This is a genomic window from Puia sp. (assembly GCF_035546395.1).
Classification (GTDB): Bacteria; Bacteroidota; Bacteroidia; order Chitinophagales; family Chitinophagaceae; genus Puia.
Map to the genome: position 1 here is coordinate 1,051,587 of NZ_DASZXR010000014.1, position 15,535 is coordinate 1,067,121.

At 52.5% G+C, this 15,535-nt stretch carries 18 protein-coding genes; 7 read left to right on the top strand and 11 right to left on the bottom strand.

Features of this window, described 5'->3' with window-relative positions; genetic code table 11:
* Positions 1–135: 135 nt before the first annotated feature.
* A complete protein-coding gene (locus VHE34_RS17130; protein ID WP_325590072.1) occupies positions 136–447 on the bottom strand; it encodes a hypothetical protein in 312 nt (103 codons plus the stop codon).
* A gap of 546 nt (positions 448–993) precedes the next feature.
* On the opposite strand from VHE34_RS17130, the gene VHE34_RS17135 reads away from it, so the two are divergent.
* Genes VHE34_RS17135 through VHE34_RS17145 form a run of 3 tightly spaced genes read left to right on the top strand, consistent with a single transcriptional unit; the run spans position 994 to position 2,894 of the window.
* Complete coding sequence (locus tag VHE34_RS17135) at positions 994–1,428, top strand: SDR family oxidoreductase (RefSeq protein WP_325590073.1); 435 nt, start codon at positions 994–996, stop codon at positions 1,426–1,428.
* A 5-nt stretch (positions 1,429–1,433) separates the two neighbouring features.
* Complete coding sequence (locus VHE34_RS17140; protein ID WP_325590074.1) at positions 1,434–1,961, top strand: hypothetical protein; 528 nt, start codon at positions 1,434–1,436, stop codon at positions 1,959–1,961.
* A 15-nt stretch (positions 1,962–1,976) separates the two neighbouring features.
* On the top strand, positions 1,977–2,894 hold the full coding sequence (locus VHE34_RS17145; RefSeq protein WP_325590075.1) for a helix-turn-helix transcriptional regulator: 918 nt from the start codon (positions 1,977–1,979) through the stop codon (positions 2,892–2,894).
* Positions 2,895–3,079: 185 nt separating this feature from the next.
* Here VHE34_RS17145 and VHE34_RS17150 read toward each other — a convergent pair whose 3' ends face one another.
* The 3 genes from VHE34_RS17150 to VHE34_RS17160 form a co-directional block, all read right to left on the bottom strand.
* Positions 3,080–3,337 carry a hypothetical protein gene (locus tag VHE34_RS17150; protein WP_325590076.1) on the bottom strand — a complete coding sequence of 86 codons (258 nt, stop codon included), beginning with the start codon at positions 3,335–3,337 and terminating at the stop codon, positions 3,080–3,082.
* A gap of 82 nt (positions 3,338–3,419) precedes the next feature.
* Entirely contained in the window at positions 3,420–4,016 is a 597-nt protein-coding gene (locus VHE34_RS17155) for a TetR/AcrR family transcriptional regulator (protein WP_325590077.1), read from the bottom strand.
* 212 nt (positions 4,017–4,228) lie between these two features.
* Positions 4,229–4,453 carry a hypothetical protein gene (locus tag VHE34_RS17160; RefSeq protein ID WP_325590078.1) on the bottom strand — a complete coding sequence of 75 codons (225 nt, stop codon included), beginning with the start codon at positions 4,451–4,453 and terminating at the stop codon, positions 4,229–4,231.
* Positions 4,454–4,472: 19 nt separating this feature from the next.
* Between VHE34_RS17160 and VHE34_RS17165 the strand changes: the two genes are divergently transcribed.
* Together VHE34_RS17165 and VHE34_RS17170 are read left to right on the top strand one after the other, a co-directional pair.
* Entirely contained in the window at positions 4,473–5,459 is a 987-nt protein-coding gene (locus VHE34_RS17165; protein WP_325590079.1) for an aldo/keto reductase, read from the top strand.
* Between the two features lie 74 nt (positions 5,460–5,533).
* Entirely contained in the window at positions 5,534–7,888 is a 2,355-nt protein-coding gene (locus tag VHE34_RS17170; protein WP_325590080.1) for a TIM-barrel domain-containing protein, read from the top strand.
* On the opposite strand, the gene prs is transcribed toward VHE34_RS17170, so the two are convergent.
* From prs to VHE34_RS17205, 7 genes are all read right to left on the bottom strand, one after another.
* Positions 7,885–8,724, bottom strand: a complete 840-nt coding sequence (prs, locus tag VHE34_RS17175; protein WP_325590081.1) for a ribose-phosphate diphosphokinase — start codon at positions 8,722–8,724, stop codon at positions 7,885–7,887. The genes VHE34_RS17170 and prs overlap by 4 nt on opposite strands.
* 11 nt (positions 8,725–8,735) lie before the next feature.
* Positions 8,736–9,464: a metallophosphoesterase family protein gene (locus tag VHE34_RS17180; protein ID WP_325590082.1), complete on the bottom strand. Its 729-nt coding sequence runs from the start codon at positions 9,462–9,464 to the stop codon at positions 8,736–8,738.
* Positions 9,457–10,407 (bottom strand): ADP-ribosylglycohydrolase family protein, encoded by a 951-nt coding sequence (locus VHE34_RS17185; protein ID WP_325590083.1) that lies wholly within the window; start codon positions 10,405–10,407, stop codon positions 9,457–9,459. The genes VHE34_RS17180 and VHE34_RS17185 overlap by 8 nt, the downstream gene beginning before the upstream one ends.
* The gene (locus VHE34_RS17190; RefSeq protein WP_325590084.1) at positions 10,400–10,945 is read right to left on the bottom strand and encodes an RNA 2'-phosphotransferase; all 546 of its coding nucleotides are present in this window, start codon (positions 10,943–10,945) and stop codon (positions 10,400–10,402) included. Before VHE34_RS17190 ends, VHE34_RS17185 begins: the two co-directional genes overlap by 8 nt.
* Position 10,946: 1 nt before the next feature.
* Entirely contained in the window at positions 10,947–11,357 is a 411-nt protein-coding gene (locus tag VHE34_RS17195) for an ADP-ribosylation/crystallin J1 (protein ID WP_325590085.1), read from the bottom strand.
* Positions 11,358–11,428: 71 nt separating this feature from the next.
* Positions 11,429–12,946 carry a nicotinate phosphoribosyltransferase gene (locus tag VHE34_RS17200; RefSeq protein ID WP_325590086.1) on the bottom strand — a complete coding sequence of 506 codons (1,518 nt, stop codon included), beginning with the start codon at positions 12,944–12,946 and terminating at the stop codon, positions 11,429–11,431.
* On the bottom strand, positions 12,943–13,647 hold the full coding sequence (locus tag VHE34_RS17205; RefSeq protein WP_325590087.1) for an NUDIX hydrolase: 705 nt from the start codon (positions 13,645–13,647) through the stop codon (positions 12,943–12,945). The genes VHE34_RS17200 and VHE34_RS17205 overlap by 4 nt, the downstream gene beginning before the upstream one ends.
* A 202-nt stretch (positions 13,648–13,849) precedes the next feature.
* On the opposite strand from VHE34_RS17205, the gene VHE34_RS17210 reads away from it, so the two are divergent.
* Positions 13,850–14,728 carry a helix-turn-helix transcriptional regulator gene (locus VHE34_RS17210; protein ID WP_325590088.1) on the top strand — a complete coding sequence of 293 codons (879 nt, stop codon included), beginning with the start codon at positions 13,850–13,852 and terminating at the stop codon, positions 14,726–14,728.
* A gap of 16 nt (positions 14,729–14,744) precedes the next feature.
* Positions 14,745–15,320, top strand: a complete 576-nt coding sequence (locus VHE34_RS17215) for a DsbA family protein (RefSeq protein ID WP_325590089.1) — start codon at positions 14,745–14,747, stop codon at positions 15,318–15,320.
* Positions 15,321–15,535: the final 215 nt, after the last annotated feature.

Consider the following 15,535-nt stretch of genomic DNA (forward strand, 5'->3'; position numbering starts at 1 on the left):
CGCATTTTCAGGCTCCAGCGACACCGACGCCGTTCCCGACTTCTCAAGCCCCCAGGCAAATACCAATGGCTGAATAAAAAGAGCCGCAAACGTCGACGCGATAAGCCCCCCGATCTCCGTCCAGCCCAGCGGCGACTATTGGTCACCGGCCTCGCCGATACCGCTGGCCATAGGGATCATCCCCACGGACATAATGATCCCCATATAAGACTGCAAATTCAGCGTCGACTCCGTCCCTATAAACAGCGACAGCGAGCCCAGGATCACCGCAGGCACGGTCGCCAACACAACGGCGGAAACCTTCAAGGATTGGAACTTCGCGGCCAGCATCAAAAAGATGATGATGATCGCCACAACCAACCCATTCTCCAGCCTGCCGAGAGAATCGGCAAGGCTGTTCATCTTATTCTCCGGTATCTCGACCTGCGCATTGTAGGCATTGTTCACCTTCTCATCGACCCAGATATCCTTTTCAATATATCTGGAAGAAGTAGTGGACGGAATCTGGCGACGCTTTCCATGAGCCTCGCGGCATACTCTTCGTTGCTCCGCCTGGCCCGTCCGGAGAACCGCACTTCCACGGGCGTCGGCGAACCCTGGCTAAGTATCTTGTCCGTCCCCGGACCGGACAGAATTCGAACCAAATCTTGGAGCAATTGAAGAAATTAAGTAGTTGAAGATAGCATAGTTATAGGGTTCGATTCCCCTCGGGGCTTTTGATTCGTCAAAATACCCTTTTAAGTGAGATACTAGGAGGGATCTTTGTTAGCGGCGCATACCTGTCATCGTGTTTAAGGCGCGTCTTAAATGGACGTCGACCGCCGTATTACCCACACTCATTGATAACTTAACAATTCCCCTTTTAAAGGCTGCCCGCATGCCGAATAAGACAGCAAATTGCGGAAGTCGCCGACCGAAAATGGCTAACTCAAACTGGATATCGGCTAAATTTCAGCGTTCAGGAAATTCTAGTTTTGACAAAAGTAAAAAATAATGAAAATTGTTCTGACAGGCTCTCTCGGGAACGTCACCAAACCTCTGGCCCTGGATCTGGTTAAAAAAGGTCATACGGTTACGGTAATCAGCAGTAAACACGAAAAAAAGAACGCCATTGAAGCGTTTCATTCCCATGCAGCAATCGGAAGTATAGAAAACGTCGAATTCTTAACCGCTACATTTACTAATGCTGACGCGGTCTATTGTATGCTGCCACCATTTGACTATTTCGATCCTAACCTCGATATTATAAATACTACGCGCAGGCAGGTTGGCAATTACGTACAGGCTATCCGAAACGCCGAAGTAAAAAAGGTTATACACTTGAGCAGTATTGGCGCGCATACCGACAAAGGCAACGGTCTGCTGGCATTTCATCATCTGGCGGAGTCGCTGTTTCGTGAGTTGCCCCAAGATGTAATTATAATATAAAGCATATGCGTCCAGTGGGTTTTTATACAAACCTCTATGACTTTAAAACATCCATACAAGGGAAGGGATTTTTAGGAGCCTTTTTGACACTTCGGTTTTCAGGCTTATGGAGCCTACTTAGTGGAAAGCGCGGAGTTATCGCCGCTAATTACGGGGCCGATGACCGTAACCCATGGGTTTCACCCCTGGATATAGCGTCCGTTGTTGCTGAAGAGCTTACGGGCCCGTTCACTGCTCGAATGTTTCGGTACATAGCTAGTGAAGAGTTAACTTGCAATCAAATTGCGCAAATTATTGGTGAAGCGATCGGTAAACCATACCTCAAGTGGGCGCTAATGTCAGACAAAAGCATGTTAAGTGGTCTTAAAATGTTCGGAATGCCGGAATCAAGAGCACGGGGTGTAGTGGAAATGAATGCCGGGATACATAACGGCCGGGTTAATGAACATTATTACCGCCACAGGCCAGAGGTAATGGGGAAAGTCAAAATGAAGGACTTTGCCAAAGATTTTGCTGCAACTTACCATCAATAACATTTCAATTCAACTATGCCAAAAATACCCTACCGAATTAAATCAATTACCGAATACCACCGTCTGACCGGCCTTCCCAAACCTGAGCATCCGTTGATTAGCGTAATTGACGTTTCTTTACTTAAACCGGCTTTATCGGATGTTCCAGTTAGCCTGGTGTTTGATTTCTACTGCATTTCCCTAAAAAAGGGCTTAAACGCAACCATCAGGTATGGACAGGAGTATGGTGATTTTGACGAGGGCGTATTATTCTTTATGGCCCCTGGTCAAGTTTGGGGCTTTACCCTTGAAAAAGGTGCAGCCAATACTTCCACCGGATGGATGATTCTGGTTCATCCGGATTTCCTGTGGGGTACACAGTTGGCTAAAAACATCAAAAAGCATGGGTACTTTAATTATTCGGTCAAAGAAGCCCTATACCTTTCTGAAAAGGAGGAACAACTTGTAAAGGGTATTATTCTGTATATCGAACAAGAGTACCATGCTAATATCGATAAGTTTAGTCAGCCGGTTATCGTTGCGCAACTCGAAGTATTGTTCACCTATGCAGACAGATTCTATCAGCGGCAATTTATTACCAGGAAGGTTTCTACTCATCAGTTGCTTGAGCGCCTGGAAGAAACCCTTGACAGCTATTTTAGCGGCAATTTGTCGGCAACAAATGGTTTACCGTCTGTCGTCGACATAGCTGACCAGCTAAATGTCTCAGCGGGCTATCTAAGTGATTTGTTGAAGATTCTTACGGGTCAGACTACCCAGCAGCACATTCATGATAAGTTGATTGAAAAAGCGAAAGAAAAGCTCTCAACCACTAATATGACGGTAAGTGAAATTGCATACGACTTAGGATTTGAACATATGCAGTCATTTAGCAAGCTTTTTAAGTCAAAGACGAAAATGTCCCCTGTGGAATTCAGAGCAACATTCAACTGACCAGGGCGTTGAAGCGTTCCTTCTATGTTCAGGAAAGTAAGTCTTGGTCTGGGAGAATGCTGTTTCTCATTAACTAAGGATAGATATTGCAGGTGAAAGCGCCGGTGGCGGCATAATTGTTTCTGCTTTGAGCGCAATGGTTTCGAGGCAATAGCAAACGATAGACTCGTCGACGTGCCGTAAAATCATGCCAACGGCTCGGGATCGGCCTTGATCACCACCGTCCGGATATTGCCGCCGAACGGCGGCGCGGACAGCAAACCCGGTATCTGTGTAAAACTGGCGCGCAAATAGATATTGGCCATGTCGGCCAGTTCGTTGTTGTTCCGCTTTTCACTGCTGAGCACCAGTTCCCCCACCGGCAAGGTCGAGGTATCGAACCGGATGATGAATGGCGGATTGGACCCGCAGGGAAACAACACCAGCAAATCAGCTTCATACACGAATGGTTAAAGATAAATTGAAAGTGCAGGCAATCCGAATGAGCACACAAGTCTATCTACAAATTTTGAAAAAAATTTGAAGTTATAACAACGACCCGGCTATAGCCCTGGCCTTTTCGGCATGCTCGGAGCTTCGGAACATCGCACCCACGGCAATCCCTCCCTCCAGTAAAAGGAACAGGGTATCGGCTAGGGTCTCATCGTCAACGCCGGCGCGATGATCAGTCTGCCGCACCAGGTCCAGGATGTATTGCCGGAACCGCTCTTTGTGAACCCTGACCCGCCGGGCCACCTCTTCATCCTCGCCGGTCTCTGCAGTGATCTTATTGAAATGGCAGCCCTTGTATTTCAACTTCCGCTGGCGCTGGATACGAAAATCGAATAAGGCCAGCAGCCGTTCCCGGGGGGAGGAAAAAGGCACAAGATAGTTGTCCAGTTCCCGGAACCATTCCTCATGGGTCCGGTCGAGATAGGCGAGCAGGAGCTCGGTCTTTGAGGTAAAATGATTGTAGAGAGATGCGCGGGCGATATCCGCCTCTTCGATGATCTGGTTGATCCCCGTGACATGATAGCCCTGGTCGTAGAACAGCCTCGAGGCCGTATCCAGGATCCTGTCCTTTACCGCCGATTCCCGCATGAAGCGAAGATACGTCAAAATAGACCGCTCAGTCTGCTTCACCTCTCGTAATTTTTCCTTACCTTTGAATCTATCATTCACCAAAAAAAAGGAGGTATTCATGCTATCTACAGATAAATCATGGAAACCTTCGGTTAATTTCGTTTAACCGGGTTGCTCCAAAAATAGTCTGCCGGCAAATGCGCCGGAAGAGGCCGCCCCGCGAGGGCGGCCTCTTTTTATTAGCCTCGGCCATCTCCTGAGGACGTCCTCTTTTATAAATACTTATATACGTTCCTCCTGTACGCTTCAAAATCCTCCAAATTAGTGAATTCATCAAAACGATACGAAGTCCCGTCCCCCTGCACCCGCTCCAGCACCACCGTCCCTCCGCCGACCAGCACCCGCTTTGCCCGCTGAAAGGTCTCATCCAGCGACGGGATATCCCGGATCATCTGCCATTCCTCGACTTTTCCGACATTTATGATATAATCTTCCATACCATATAAAATTAAAACAATGCAATATAGAACACTCGGAAATACCAACATCCGCCTTTCCGCCATCGGCCTCGGCTGTATGAGCATGAACCATGCCTACGGTCAGCCCGACGATGCGGAATCCATCGCCACCCTCGAAGAAGCCATCGCCCTGGGCATCAACTTTTGGGATACGGCCGACATTTATGGCAACGGTGCCAATGAAGAGTTGATCTCGCGGGTGCTTCAGCCCAACCGGCAAAAGATCTTCATCGCCACAAAATTCGGCTTCCTGTCTTATGCCGATGCAAAAATGGGCGGCTTCGACGCTTCTCCCGCCTATGCAAAAAAGGCGGTGGAAGCAAGCCTCCGCCGGCTGAAGACCGATGTCATCGATCTCTATTATGCACATCGTATCGATCCCAATGTTCCCGTGGAGGATACCGTCGGCGCCATGGCCGACCTGGTCAGAGAGGGAAAGGTCCGCTTTCTGGGGCTCTCCGAAGCCTCACCGCAATCCATCCGGCGCGCATACGCCGTCCATCCTATCAGCGCATTGCAAAGCGAATACTCCATTCTCACCCGTGACGTGGAAAAGGAGATATTACCCCTGTGCACAGAATTGCATATCTCCTTCGTTCCATTCAGCCCACTGGCCCGCGGCCTTATGACCAATGCGCTGGACCTCGCCCGGCTGGGGGCGAACGATTTCCGCAAGACGCTGCCGCGCTACCAGGGTGAACATGCCGATAACAACCGGCAGCTGGCCGCGGGCTTTGCCGGACTGGCGGAAGCAAAAGGTTGCACCCCCGCTCAATTGGCCATCGCCTGGGTATTGGCAAAAGGACCGAATATCATCCCGATCCCCGGCACCAAACGCCGCAAGTACCTTGTCGATAATGCCGGCGCCGTCGATGTCCACCTCGGCCCGGACGATTTCACGGCAATAGACCGGCTGGTCCGCCAATATCCCAACATCGGCGATCGGTATAACGAGTCCAATAAGAGATTTGTGGACAAGAGCTAGGATGGGTTAAAATGTGTTGCGAATGGGCTAAAATGTATCCGCCGCAAATGGCGGCATTGAAGGATATTAGTCTTATGAACCACCGCTCAGTCATCCTGGCCTTCTGCCTGCCCGCGCTGCTGCAGGCCACTTCGGGCGTCGCCCAACCGATCGTTACGGCCGGAGTTCCTGCGCAATTGTCCATTCGGGAAGCCGGAACGCACAGCATCCGCATCACACTGCAACCATTGAGCGACACCACAGGTCTTCCCTTCAGCCCCGCGTTGGTCGACCGCCCCTACCCCGCTCCCGCCCTGGCGCTGAACGAACTTTCAGCCACCGTACGCAAAGCCGTCGGCGACTTCATCGTCACCGTGAGTCCCGCCCCGCTGACGGTCACCGTCACGACAAAAGAAGGCACACCGGTGCAGCGGCTGGTCTTCGGGGACAGCACACTCTCCTTTGCACTGGATGACGCTCCCGTTCTCGGTCTCGGTGAAGGCGGTCATAAACCGGAGCGGGGAGTCAACTGGCGTACGGCGCCCATCGAATTCGATCGCCGGGGCAGATTACAGGACATGCAACCCAGATGGCAGAGCGATGCCTACGGTTCCCGCAACCCGGTGCCGCTGCTGATCGGTACAAAAGGCTGGGCGCTCTTCGTCGCAACACCCTGGGGGCAGATAGACCTGCGGACTGCCGGCCACGGCGTCTTCATCCCCTGGAAGCCGGCCGCAAAGGATACCCTCCAGCAGAATGAACACAACCAGGGGCTCGTCGGGGCCAAAGGGCTCCCCCCCGCCAATACCGTCATACCAGGCCTTTATGATGTCATCGTCTTCGACGCGCGCCGGCCTGCCGCCTTTATGAAAGATGTATCGGACCTCACCGGTCCCGCGGTCATCCCGCCACGCTGGGCCCTCGGATACATGCAGTCCCACCGCACCATAAAGGACGAGCATTATATCCTCGGCATCGTCGACAGCTTCCGGTCGAAGCGCATCCCCGTGGATGCCGTCATTTACCTGGGAACCGGCTTCACTCCACAGGGATGGAATACCAAACAACCTTCTTTCGATTTCAATCCCGCGGTCTTCCACCGCGATCCCGCAGCTGTGCTCGCAGATTTCCACGCGCAGCATGTCAGGGTCATCGTTCACATGGTGCCCTGGGACCGCGATAAGCTTCCCTCCCTGCACGGGTCGATCCCGGCCGCGCCCGGCGAAATAGTGGACGCGGGTCATATTCAAAACTACTGGGCGCAGCATGTCGTGTTGATGAAGGCCGGCGTCGACGCCTTCTGGCCGGACGAAGGCGACTGGTTCAATCTGTATGAGCGTGTCAAACGCCATCAGCTGTATTACCAGGGTCCGCTGTCCACCTATCCCAATATCCGGCCCTGGAGTCTCCATCGCAATGGTTACCTCGGAATCGCCCGCTGGGGCGGCTGGGTATGGTCGGGAGATACGGAATCGGCCTGGAAGACCCTGGAGGGACAGGTGGCCGTTGGCATCAACCATTCCCTCAGCCTGGGCCCCTACTGGGGCTCCGATATCGGCGGCTTCTATTCGAACGCCGAGAAGACGGGCGAGCTCTATGCCCGCTGGTTCCAATTCGGCGCATTCTGCCCCTCTTTCCGGAGCCATGGCCGGACCACGATGACGATCCTCCCCTGGGGTTGGGGCCAAAGCGACCGGGGCGAGCTGGAAACATCGACCAAGCCCGGTACCGACAGCGAGGTCGTCCGTCGCAATGTCCTGCCTTCGGAGATGAATAACCCCGCTATCACACCTGTTGTCAAAAAATACGATGAGCTTCGCTATCAGCTGCTACCCTACACCTACACGCTAGCCTGGGAGACCCGCGCTACGGGGATGCCGTTGATGCGCGCCCTTTGGCTGCATTATCCCAACGACCCCGTTGCCCGCGGTCTTGGCAGTGAATATCTTTGGGGACGCGATCTGCTCATCGCGCCGGTGTTCGAAAAAGGCGCCACCCATCGCAGTGTTTATCTTCCCAAAGGGAAATGGTACGACTGGTGGACGAACAAGGTTTTTGATGGCGGCGCATCGGTCCATCGGGCGGTCGATCTCTCGATCATGCCCATCTACGTCCGCGCCGGCGCGATCATCCCCCTCGACCCGGTGCGCCAGTATACCGGGCAGCCCGTGACCGGGCCGACCACCCTCCGCGTCTATCCCGGCGCCAACGGCGACTTCACCCTGTACGACGACGATGGGATCAGCCAGGACTATCTGAAAGGCAAGGCGAGCTGGATCCGCATGACCTGGGACGATGCCCGCCACACGCTCATCCTCCGGCCGGGCGCACCCGCGGGAATGACAAGCCAGCCTGTCCATCGCGCCTTTGCGGTAAAGCTGATGAGCGAAGCCGGCAAGGCGGCGAAGAATATTGTTTATGATGGGAAGACAGTAGCTGTGAAGCTCTAGAGATAGTTGCCGATCGGCAGACAATGTACCCCTTCGACTTTTTTATAAGAGTCCGTGGTATAAATTTCGTCGATAGAGTCGATGGCCGTTCCGCGGCTGAAAATTCCATGGCTGACGATGAGATTGACCTTCCCGGCCCCTTTCTCCCGCAGCATTTTTGCCGTTCCTGCAAAGGTTCCACCGCCATCGCAGATATCGTCTACGATAAAACAGGTCTGTCCATGCAGATCATCGGTCATGGCCTTGAAATGGGTCAGCGCCCCGGTCCTTACATCCCGTTCCTTCATGCATTCGACAACGTTGTCGATCGCCAGATGTTGGGCCAGCCTATGGATCTTTTTTAAGGCCCCCGCGTCCGGCGACACCAGCACCGGCGCCTCGCCAGGGTGCAAACGGGCATAGTCTTTCAGCGCATCGGCGACAAACGTATGATTGGGGACCGCATACGATCGGTCGATCAAGGCAGTCGAAACCTCGGAATGCGGATCAAAAATGCGAACCTTTTTAAAGCCCGCCTGGTTGATCATGGCTGCAATCACTTTCAGCGAGAAAGGTTCGCCATCGAGCATGACCCGGTCCATTCGGGCAGCCAGCAGATAAGAAACATGCAATTCGATGGTGGAGAATTCCAGATAGTCCAGCGCGTTTTTGACAAACAGGGACATCAGAAGATCGTTGGCATTATTCAGCCGGGTCAGGATACGCAGCGGCAGACTGCGGTCGATGGTTCCGGCGTGTTGCAGGTCCAGTTTGACATGCGGTTGTCCGTCGGGAAAGACCATGGACTGGTAGGCGATATCGGATTGTTCGGGGTAAATGAGGTTGAATGTTGTCATCGATGAAAAATTTATTTGTTGCGCCCGGTTTCGCCGGGGTATAGCTTTTGTACGATATCACTCTGGACGAGCTTTTTTGAAGCAATCTCCAGCATCGATATCTTTCCGTTGAACGCGGCCCCGGTGTCGATATTCCAGACATTGCAGGCCTGCATGGGCGTATCCCGATCGTAATTGGTGGTTGGAGTATGGCCGATATAGATCTCCCGGTACAGTTGCAGCCGCTTGGGATAGAAAAAGCTCTCTTTCGGGATACGGTGATCGACGGCCAATGCCATCTCCCAGAGTGTCCGGTCCCAGGAATAGTTGCTCTCATAATGTTCCATTCCCGGTCCGTGCATGGACGAGAACCCCGCGTGAATAAAAAGCCGGCCGTCCTCCTCAAAATACGGCCGCATCCGGCCAAAGAAGGCCAGGTGACGGATCCGGTCCGCTGGTTTGATCCCATTATAGCTCTCCACGGTCGCCCGGCCTCCGTGAAAAAGCCAATTGGGATCGGGCCCAAGCCCCGCCAGCCATTCTTCGCACCAGGCATCATGGTTGCCCCGGATAAAAAGGCAGTTGAACATAGTATCCAGTTCCATCAAATACTCCATCACCTGCCGGGACTGCGACCAGCCGTCTACATAATCCCCCAAAAAAATGAGCCGGTCATCCGGGTCCGGCGCCGCTCGCCGGATCACTTGTTGCAGAGCGAGGAACGCGCCGTGAATATCGCCGATCACATAAGTATTAGCCATTCGCTTCCAATTTATTGTTAAGCCGCCGGCAAAGTTCTTCAATATCCTCAAACCGTGCCAATACCTTCAGCCAGTCATCCGGAATAGACTCCCAGCCATAGTACAAAGCGGCAAGCCCGCCCGTAACGGCGGCTGTGGTATCCGTATCCTCACCCAGGTTGGCGGCCTGTAACACCGCATCGCGATAACTGCCCTTCGTCAGAAAACACCATAGCGCCGCCTCTAACGTGTGAATAACATAACCGCTCGACCAAATCTGCTTCTCGGACAATGTAAAGATTGTCCCCGACAGCGCTCTTTCAAAATATTTTCGTTCGTTCGCTGGACACACTGCAGTCTCGTCAAGAAAGGCTTTGCTGCTTATGCAGGCCCGCCGATAGGCGTCAACCTTGTCATTTCCCGCCATCACCTGCGCCGCTACTTCCAGGTAAATAAAGCAAGACACGACGGAGCGAACATGCCGGTGCGTTAGCGAAGACACGTCCCTTATCATCTGAAATCGACTGTGTATGTCTTTCTCTCTAACCAAAAACAAAAGGGGTAATATTCTCATCAATGAGCCATTTCCGTTGCTGTCTTCGTGGACCCCGCCTGCAAGTTCAGGAATAGCGCCATCGGAAAGCCGATCAATAGCAGCTGATGTAGCGATGCCTATGTCAAACAGCTTCCCGTGAGGAGTCCAATAAGCCTCATAATTCCATCTGACAAACCGCCTCGCAAGATCGACAAGATCATATTTTTCAGCCAGCATTTCCGCCAAACAAAACGTCAGCGAACTGTCATCCGACCACGTACCCTCTGGTTGAAAATGAGTACCATACCCTCGCATACCGATTACAGGGCGCTCTTTCAAATATCCTCGGGATTTGAACTCCACCGGAACACCAATAGCATCCCCGACTGCAACTCCCAATAATGCATCTTTTACAAAATTCCTATTCATACTGTATATATCCAACCGGCACGGCATCGGTCAACCATACCCCATTATCCGAAATAAAAAACTCTATTCCATCCCGGCTCATTTCGCCGCTGCGAACGGCTAGGATCACGGCCTCGCCTCTCCTGCTCCCCACCCTCTGAGCAGTCTCCCGATCCGCGCTGAGATGGACATGATTTCGGCTCATTTTCCGCAGGCCCTCCGCCCGGATGCTGGTCAAAAACCTTTCCACCGTTCCATGATAAAGCAGCTCGGGCGGCCGGCGAACCTCCAGTTGCAGTTCCACCTCGATAGAATGTCCCTGGTTAGCCCTGATCCGTGCCCGGGAATCGTCAAAGGCAAATCGCTGCTTATCGTTCAGCGCAACCACTTCCTCCAATTCCTCTCGGGAGAAAGCCTGCCCGCCTGCAGCCGACTTTGCCATCAACTCCAGCACATCCGCCCATCCGTTCTCATCTAGTTGCAACCCAATGGCCTCGGGTTTGTGCCGAAGCACCAGGCTCAGGAATTTGCTGATCTTGTTCCTATCTTTCTCTTTCATTTTACTTAAATTTTGACAACACATCGACCAATTCCGGAATATCCGGCATTGAAAAACTTTCTCCAAAGAAAGCCGCAACAACCCGTATCGGCCCGACGATGTTTTGGTTAAAAGCCACCAGTTCCTCCGCCGGAACCCACAATTCGTCATGAATAGCCGAGCCCACATTCTGAACGGCATACATGGAAAAATGTGATTCCAATAGGTCGAATTCGATCGTCACTCCGCAAAATCCCGAAAAAGGATCCTTCGTATTCCACTCCGATGCGATCTGGTCGGCATAAGGCCGATTCAACACCGGGTAAAAGATCGGCTGCCACTCGAGTCTGGGTGGAAAAGCCGTCCAGCCCGAGCCCGCGATCAACGCCAGCTCTTTCAATCCAACAGGTCGATATAATGTTACCGTTCTCATTTGCATGTGATTCCAATTTTTTGTCCAAGTTCCACCTTGGGCATCTCCCAAATCCTTTCAATAGGCACCTGTTAAAGATCCAGGCGGCGCGCATCGATATATTTCTTCTGTTCATTCAAATTCTTCCTCACCCTCTCCCTGATCTCCGCCAGCGTCCAATCCACCAGCAGCTTCCCATCCCTGAACACCGGCTTCAACTCACCCTGCCGCTCCTCGTCCCATGTACACTGGTCTTTCAATACCAGCTTCCCGGTCCTCGCATCACGAACCACCTGCATCAGGCCCTTGGCCGATTTCTTGGTCCCGTCATCGGTCTTGGGATCTTTGAAGATATCGCGGCCAACGCCATTCACCTCACCATAAGTGGCCTTCATGGCAAACCCGAAAGTATCCCTTGTCACATACTCATAGGTGTAGGAGCCGATCCCCAGGACCACATTGTAACTCGCGAATCCCTTTTGTTTTAATCCTTCGAGGATCGCCAGCTGCCGTTCGATCGTGATGCTGTCCCCATAGATGAGACCGATATGCGAATCCAACAGCTTATAGCCTTTGGGCGTTATCGTCCCGCCGAAGGTCTCCCACATACATTCGATGGCGCCCTTGTACTCCGGGCTGCCCACGGGAGCGTTGGCATCGCCGACGATGATCTTCACCGGGTCGCCGCTATCGGGACGGATCACCACCTTCCCGTTGCGGGCCAGAATGCGATCCTTCAACCGGGGCAGGAATTCGGTGATCACCTGCCAGAAATCCCAGGTATCGCTGACGATGGACACGATCCCGCCGGGGTACACTTCGGTGATCAGCCGCTCAAAGGTTTTGATCTCATCGCCCTGGGTACCCATACACATGACACTATGCTCCGTCGCCGGCACCGAACCGCCGATCAGCTCCTTTTCACAGTCGGCATGATAATAATGCTCGAGAAAGTCGATGGCCGGGATAGTATCGGTTCCCGAGAACGACAATAGATGCCCCGCACCGCTCATGACGGCATCCTCGATGCCGCTCATGCCACGGAAAGAGAAGTCATGTCCCTGCCAGGGAATAAAGCTGGTATCCTCACCGACCGTTTCCTTTGCATACCGGGTAAAGTTCCGGAGGTACTCAAAGGCGGTGGTTGCCGACGTCGAAGGCTTCCACAGCACCGCGCTGAGTACGGTTTCCAGCATATTGGTCAGCCAGAAAAAGGCAGGCAGGGTGTTCTTTATAGTAAAGACAGGGACTCGCATCGGAACCAGGCTGCCCTCCGGGATCGCTTTGATCTCGAGTGGCAGATAGCCCAGATCATGCAACTCCGCGATATGATGGTAAGTAATGCTGTCCTTGCCCAGGTAATTGTCCATCCGGCGCGCATAGGTTCTCAATACTTCCTCTTTCGGTCGTTGAAAAAACTCCTCATTGAACTGACGGATCAGGTACTCCCTGATAAAGTATTGTAATCCGAAAAAAACGATCTCATCCATCTCCGCGCTCCGGGATTTACGCGGCGTAAGATTGGAATAAACAAGAGTAGTGCCTACAGGATACTGGAATTTATGGCCCACTTTATAGCCATCTTTCAATAAGATCGGTGAAGTTGTCATGTTAAGGGGATATTAAGTTGAAAATCGTTTCTTTTTATCTTTTTATTGAAGACATACAGTTCCGGAGCCCTGTTTTGCAGCCCTTCCCTTTTTGTCCCCGTAGGCAGGATGTACTCCGAGGCCAGTATCTTGCGCCGGAAGTTCCGCCGGTCCAACGGGATGTCCAAAATACACTCGTATAATTCGTGCAGCTCCGTCATCGTAAACTGCTCGTCCAGCAATTCAAAACCCACCGGGAAATACAATATTTTCCCCTGCAGCCGCTGCAGGGCAGCCTTAAATATCTGGCGGTGGTCAAAACCCAGCGCCGGCAGTTTCCGGCTATTCATCCATTGAACGTCATTGGCCATAGTGCCGGCGGTGATCTTCAATTTCGACGGGTTGACCAGCGCATAATAGGCAACGGAGATCGTCCTGCCGCGTGGGTCCCGACTCGGATCGTCAAAGGAATACAGCTGCTCCAGGTACAGCTTGTCCATCCCCAATTTGGTGCGAAGGATACGGGAGCAGGTGTCCGAAAACCGCTCATCCATCCGCAGAAAAGCGCCAGGAAGGGTCCAGCCTCCTTCAAATGGCTCCTCTTTCCGGTTAAGCAACAAAACCGACAGCTCCCGGGCCTTATACCCAAATACTACGAGATCGACGGCAAGAGCCGGATTTGAATAGCTATGGAAGGGTCTCAAGGTAGTTTGCGTTAACATGACGCAAACTAACGACAAAAAATTCACATTTGCAAGCCGCCGCTCAAAAACGATTCTGCGACGATATTTCGATTAAATTTTGCGAAAAAGCGATATTTCGTAAAGCGGCCATTACTCGGAGGTTACAACGATTTGCAAATCATCAGGTTACATGTTGGCATACTATTAGAAAAGATATATCCGACGCTTAATAACCGATCATATGCCTATTCAAACTTCTGCTTCCGAAGCAGGCACACCCGAAAAAGAACTCGCACTGGAGATCCAACCTCTTCAATGGCTCCGCGAGAACAAGAGCGAAGAGCATCTGATGCCGCACCGGCATGAACATATCGAGATCCTCTGGATCAAGAATGGAAATGGATGCCTGGACATCGATCTGAAAAAATACCGGATGGGCGAGAATATGCTCTATTGTATCGTCCCCGGACAGTTGCACCAGCTCGAGCTGGACGAGACCGTCGACGGATTCCTGATCTCGTTTCCCGAACAATTGATGAACGGCGGAAACGACGACTTCGATCTGCTCTACCGGTCCGGCCTCTTCCATCTCCTCATGCGTAGCCCCGGGATGCGCATGGAATCGGATGCGGCCCAGGAGGTCGACGAGATCATCAAACGCCTGCACAAAGAACTGTGCAGCGGCTATCTCCTCCGAAAAGAAATTATAAGGAGGTACACCAGCATCTTCCTCATCTACCTCGCCCGCCAGTTCGACGGCGCCCTCCAGGTCTCCGTCCAGACAAAGAATGTCCGCCTGGTCAAGAACTTCATCTCCCTGGTGGAAAAGAAGTTCATCAGCTACAAGCTGGTAAAACAGTACGCCAGTGAACTGGCGGTAACGCCCAATTATCTCAACGAGATCGTCAAACGCATCTCCGGCTATTCGGCGGGCTATCACATCCGGCAGCGGGTGGTGCTGGAAGCCCGGCGCAAGGCGGCTTACTCCGATGTGAGTATGAAAGAGATCGCTTATCACCTGGGTTTCGATGACATCGCACATTTCAGCAAATTCTTCAAGACCGTATACGGTAAGAATTTCACCGATTTCAAAAAAGAGAGCATTTCCCATTACAGTTAATCTAAACCGGTAACAAATGATCTACAAAAAAGACGTTCCCATCGTCCTGCCCAAGGATGTATTCATCGGGCACCCCAAGGCGCCCGTCACGCTGACGGAATATGGCGACTATGAATGCGAGACCGGATTGCACAACGATCTTATCGTGCGGGAAGTATTGCAACGATTCCCGGGCATGGTCAACTTCAATTACCGCCACTTCCCCCAACTACGCATCCACCAGCGGGCGCACAAAGCCGCCGAAGCCGCGATCGCCGCAGCCCAGGTTGGGATGTTTCCTCAGATGCACGACATCATTTTACGCAATCGCCGGAACCTCGGCACGGCAAGCCTCGCCTTCTACGCCCGTGAGCTGGGAATCGGCGGCATCAACTTCCTCGACAGCCTCGTGACCGGTAAATTCGGGCAATATGTGCAGGACGACCTGTCGGCAGGCATTAAGCTCGGCGTTAAGGAAGCTCCAACCTTTTTCATCAACGGAATAAAGTTGGAGGGCCGTATATCGGTGAAGAACCTTTGCGATCACGTGGAAGCAGCTTGCCGCTCGACGCGGTCCATCGCCAGATCGAGAGCCACAAAGAGTCGCGCGTGATTTGTACACAAGATGCTATGATTGGTACATTGACTTGGGTGGTTATCGGTTGTAAATTTGTTCTATCAATAAACGCTGACAAAGCAAAACGACTTACACTTCCGGCAGGCACTCGGAAACAAAAATCGGCAGGCGATTACAACAGGCAGGGGTTTTTTAACAGAGGCCGTCTTACAATCAATAGACGGCCTCTTCCTTTTGCAGGGGTCAAAGCA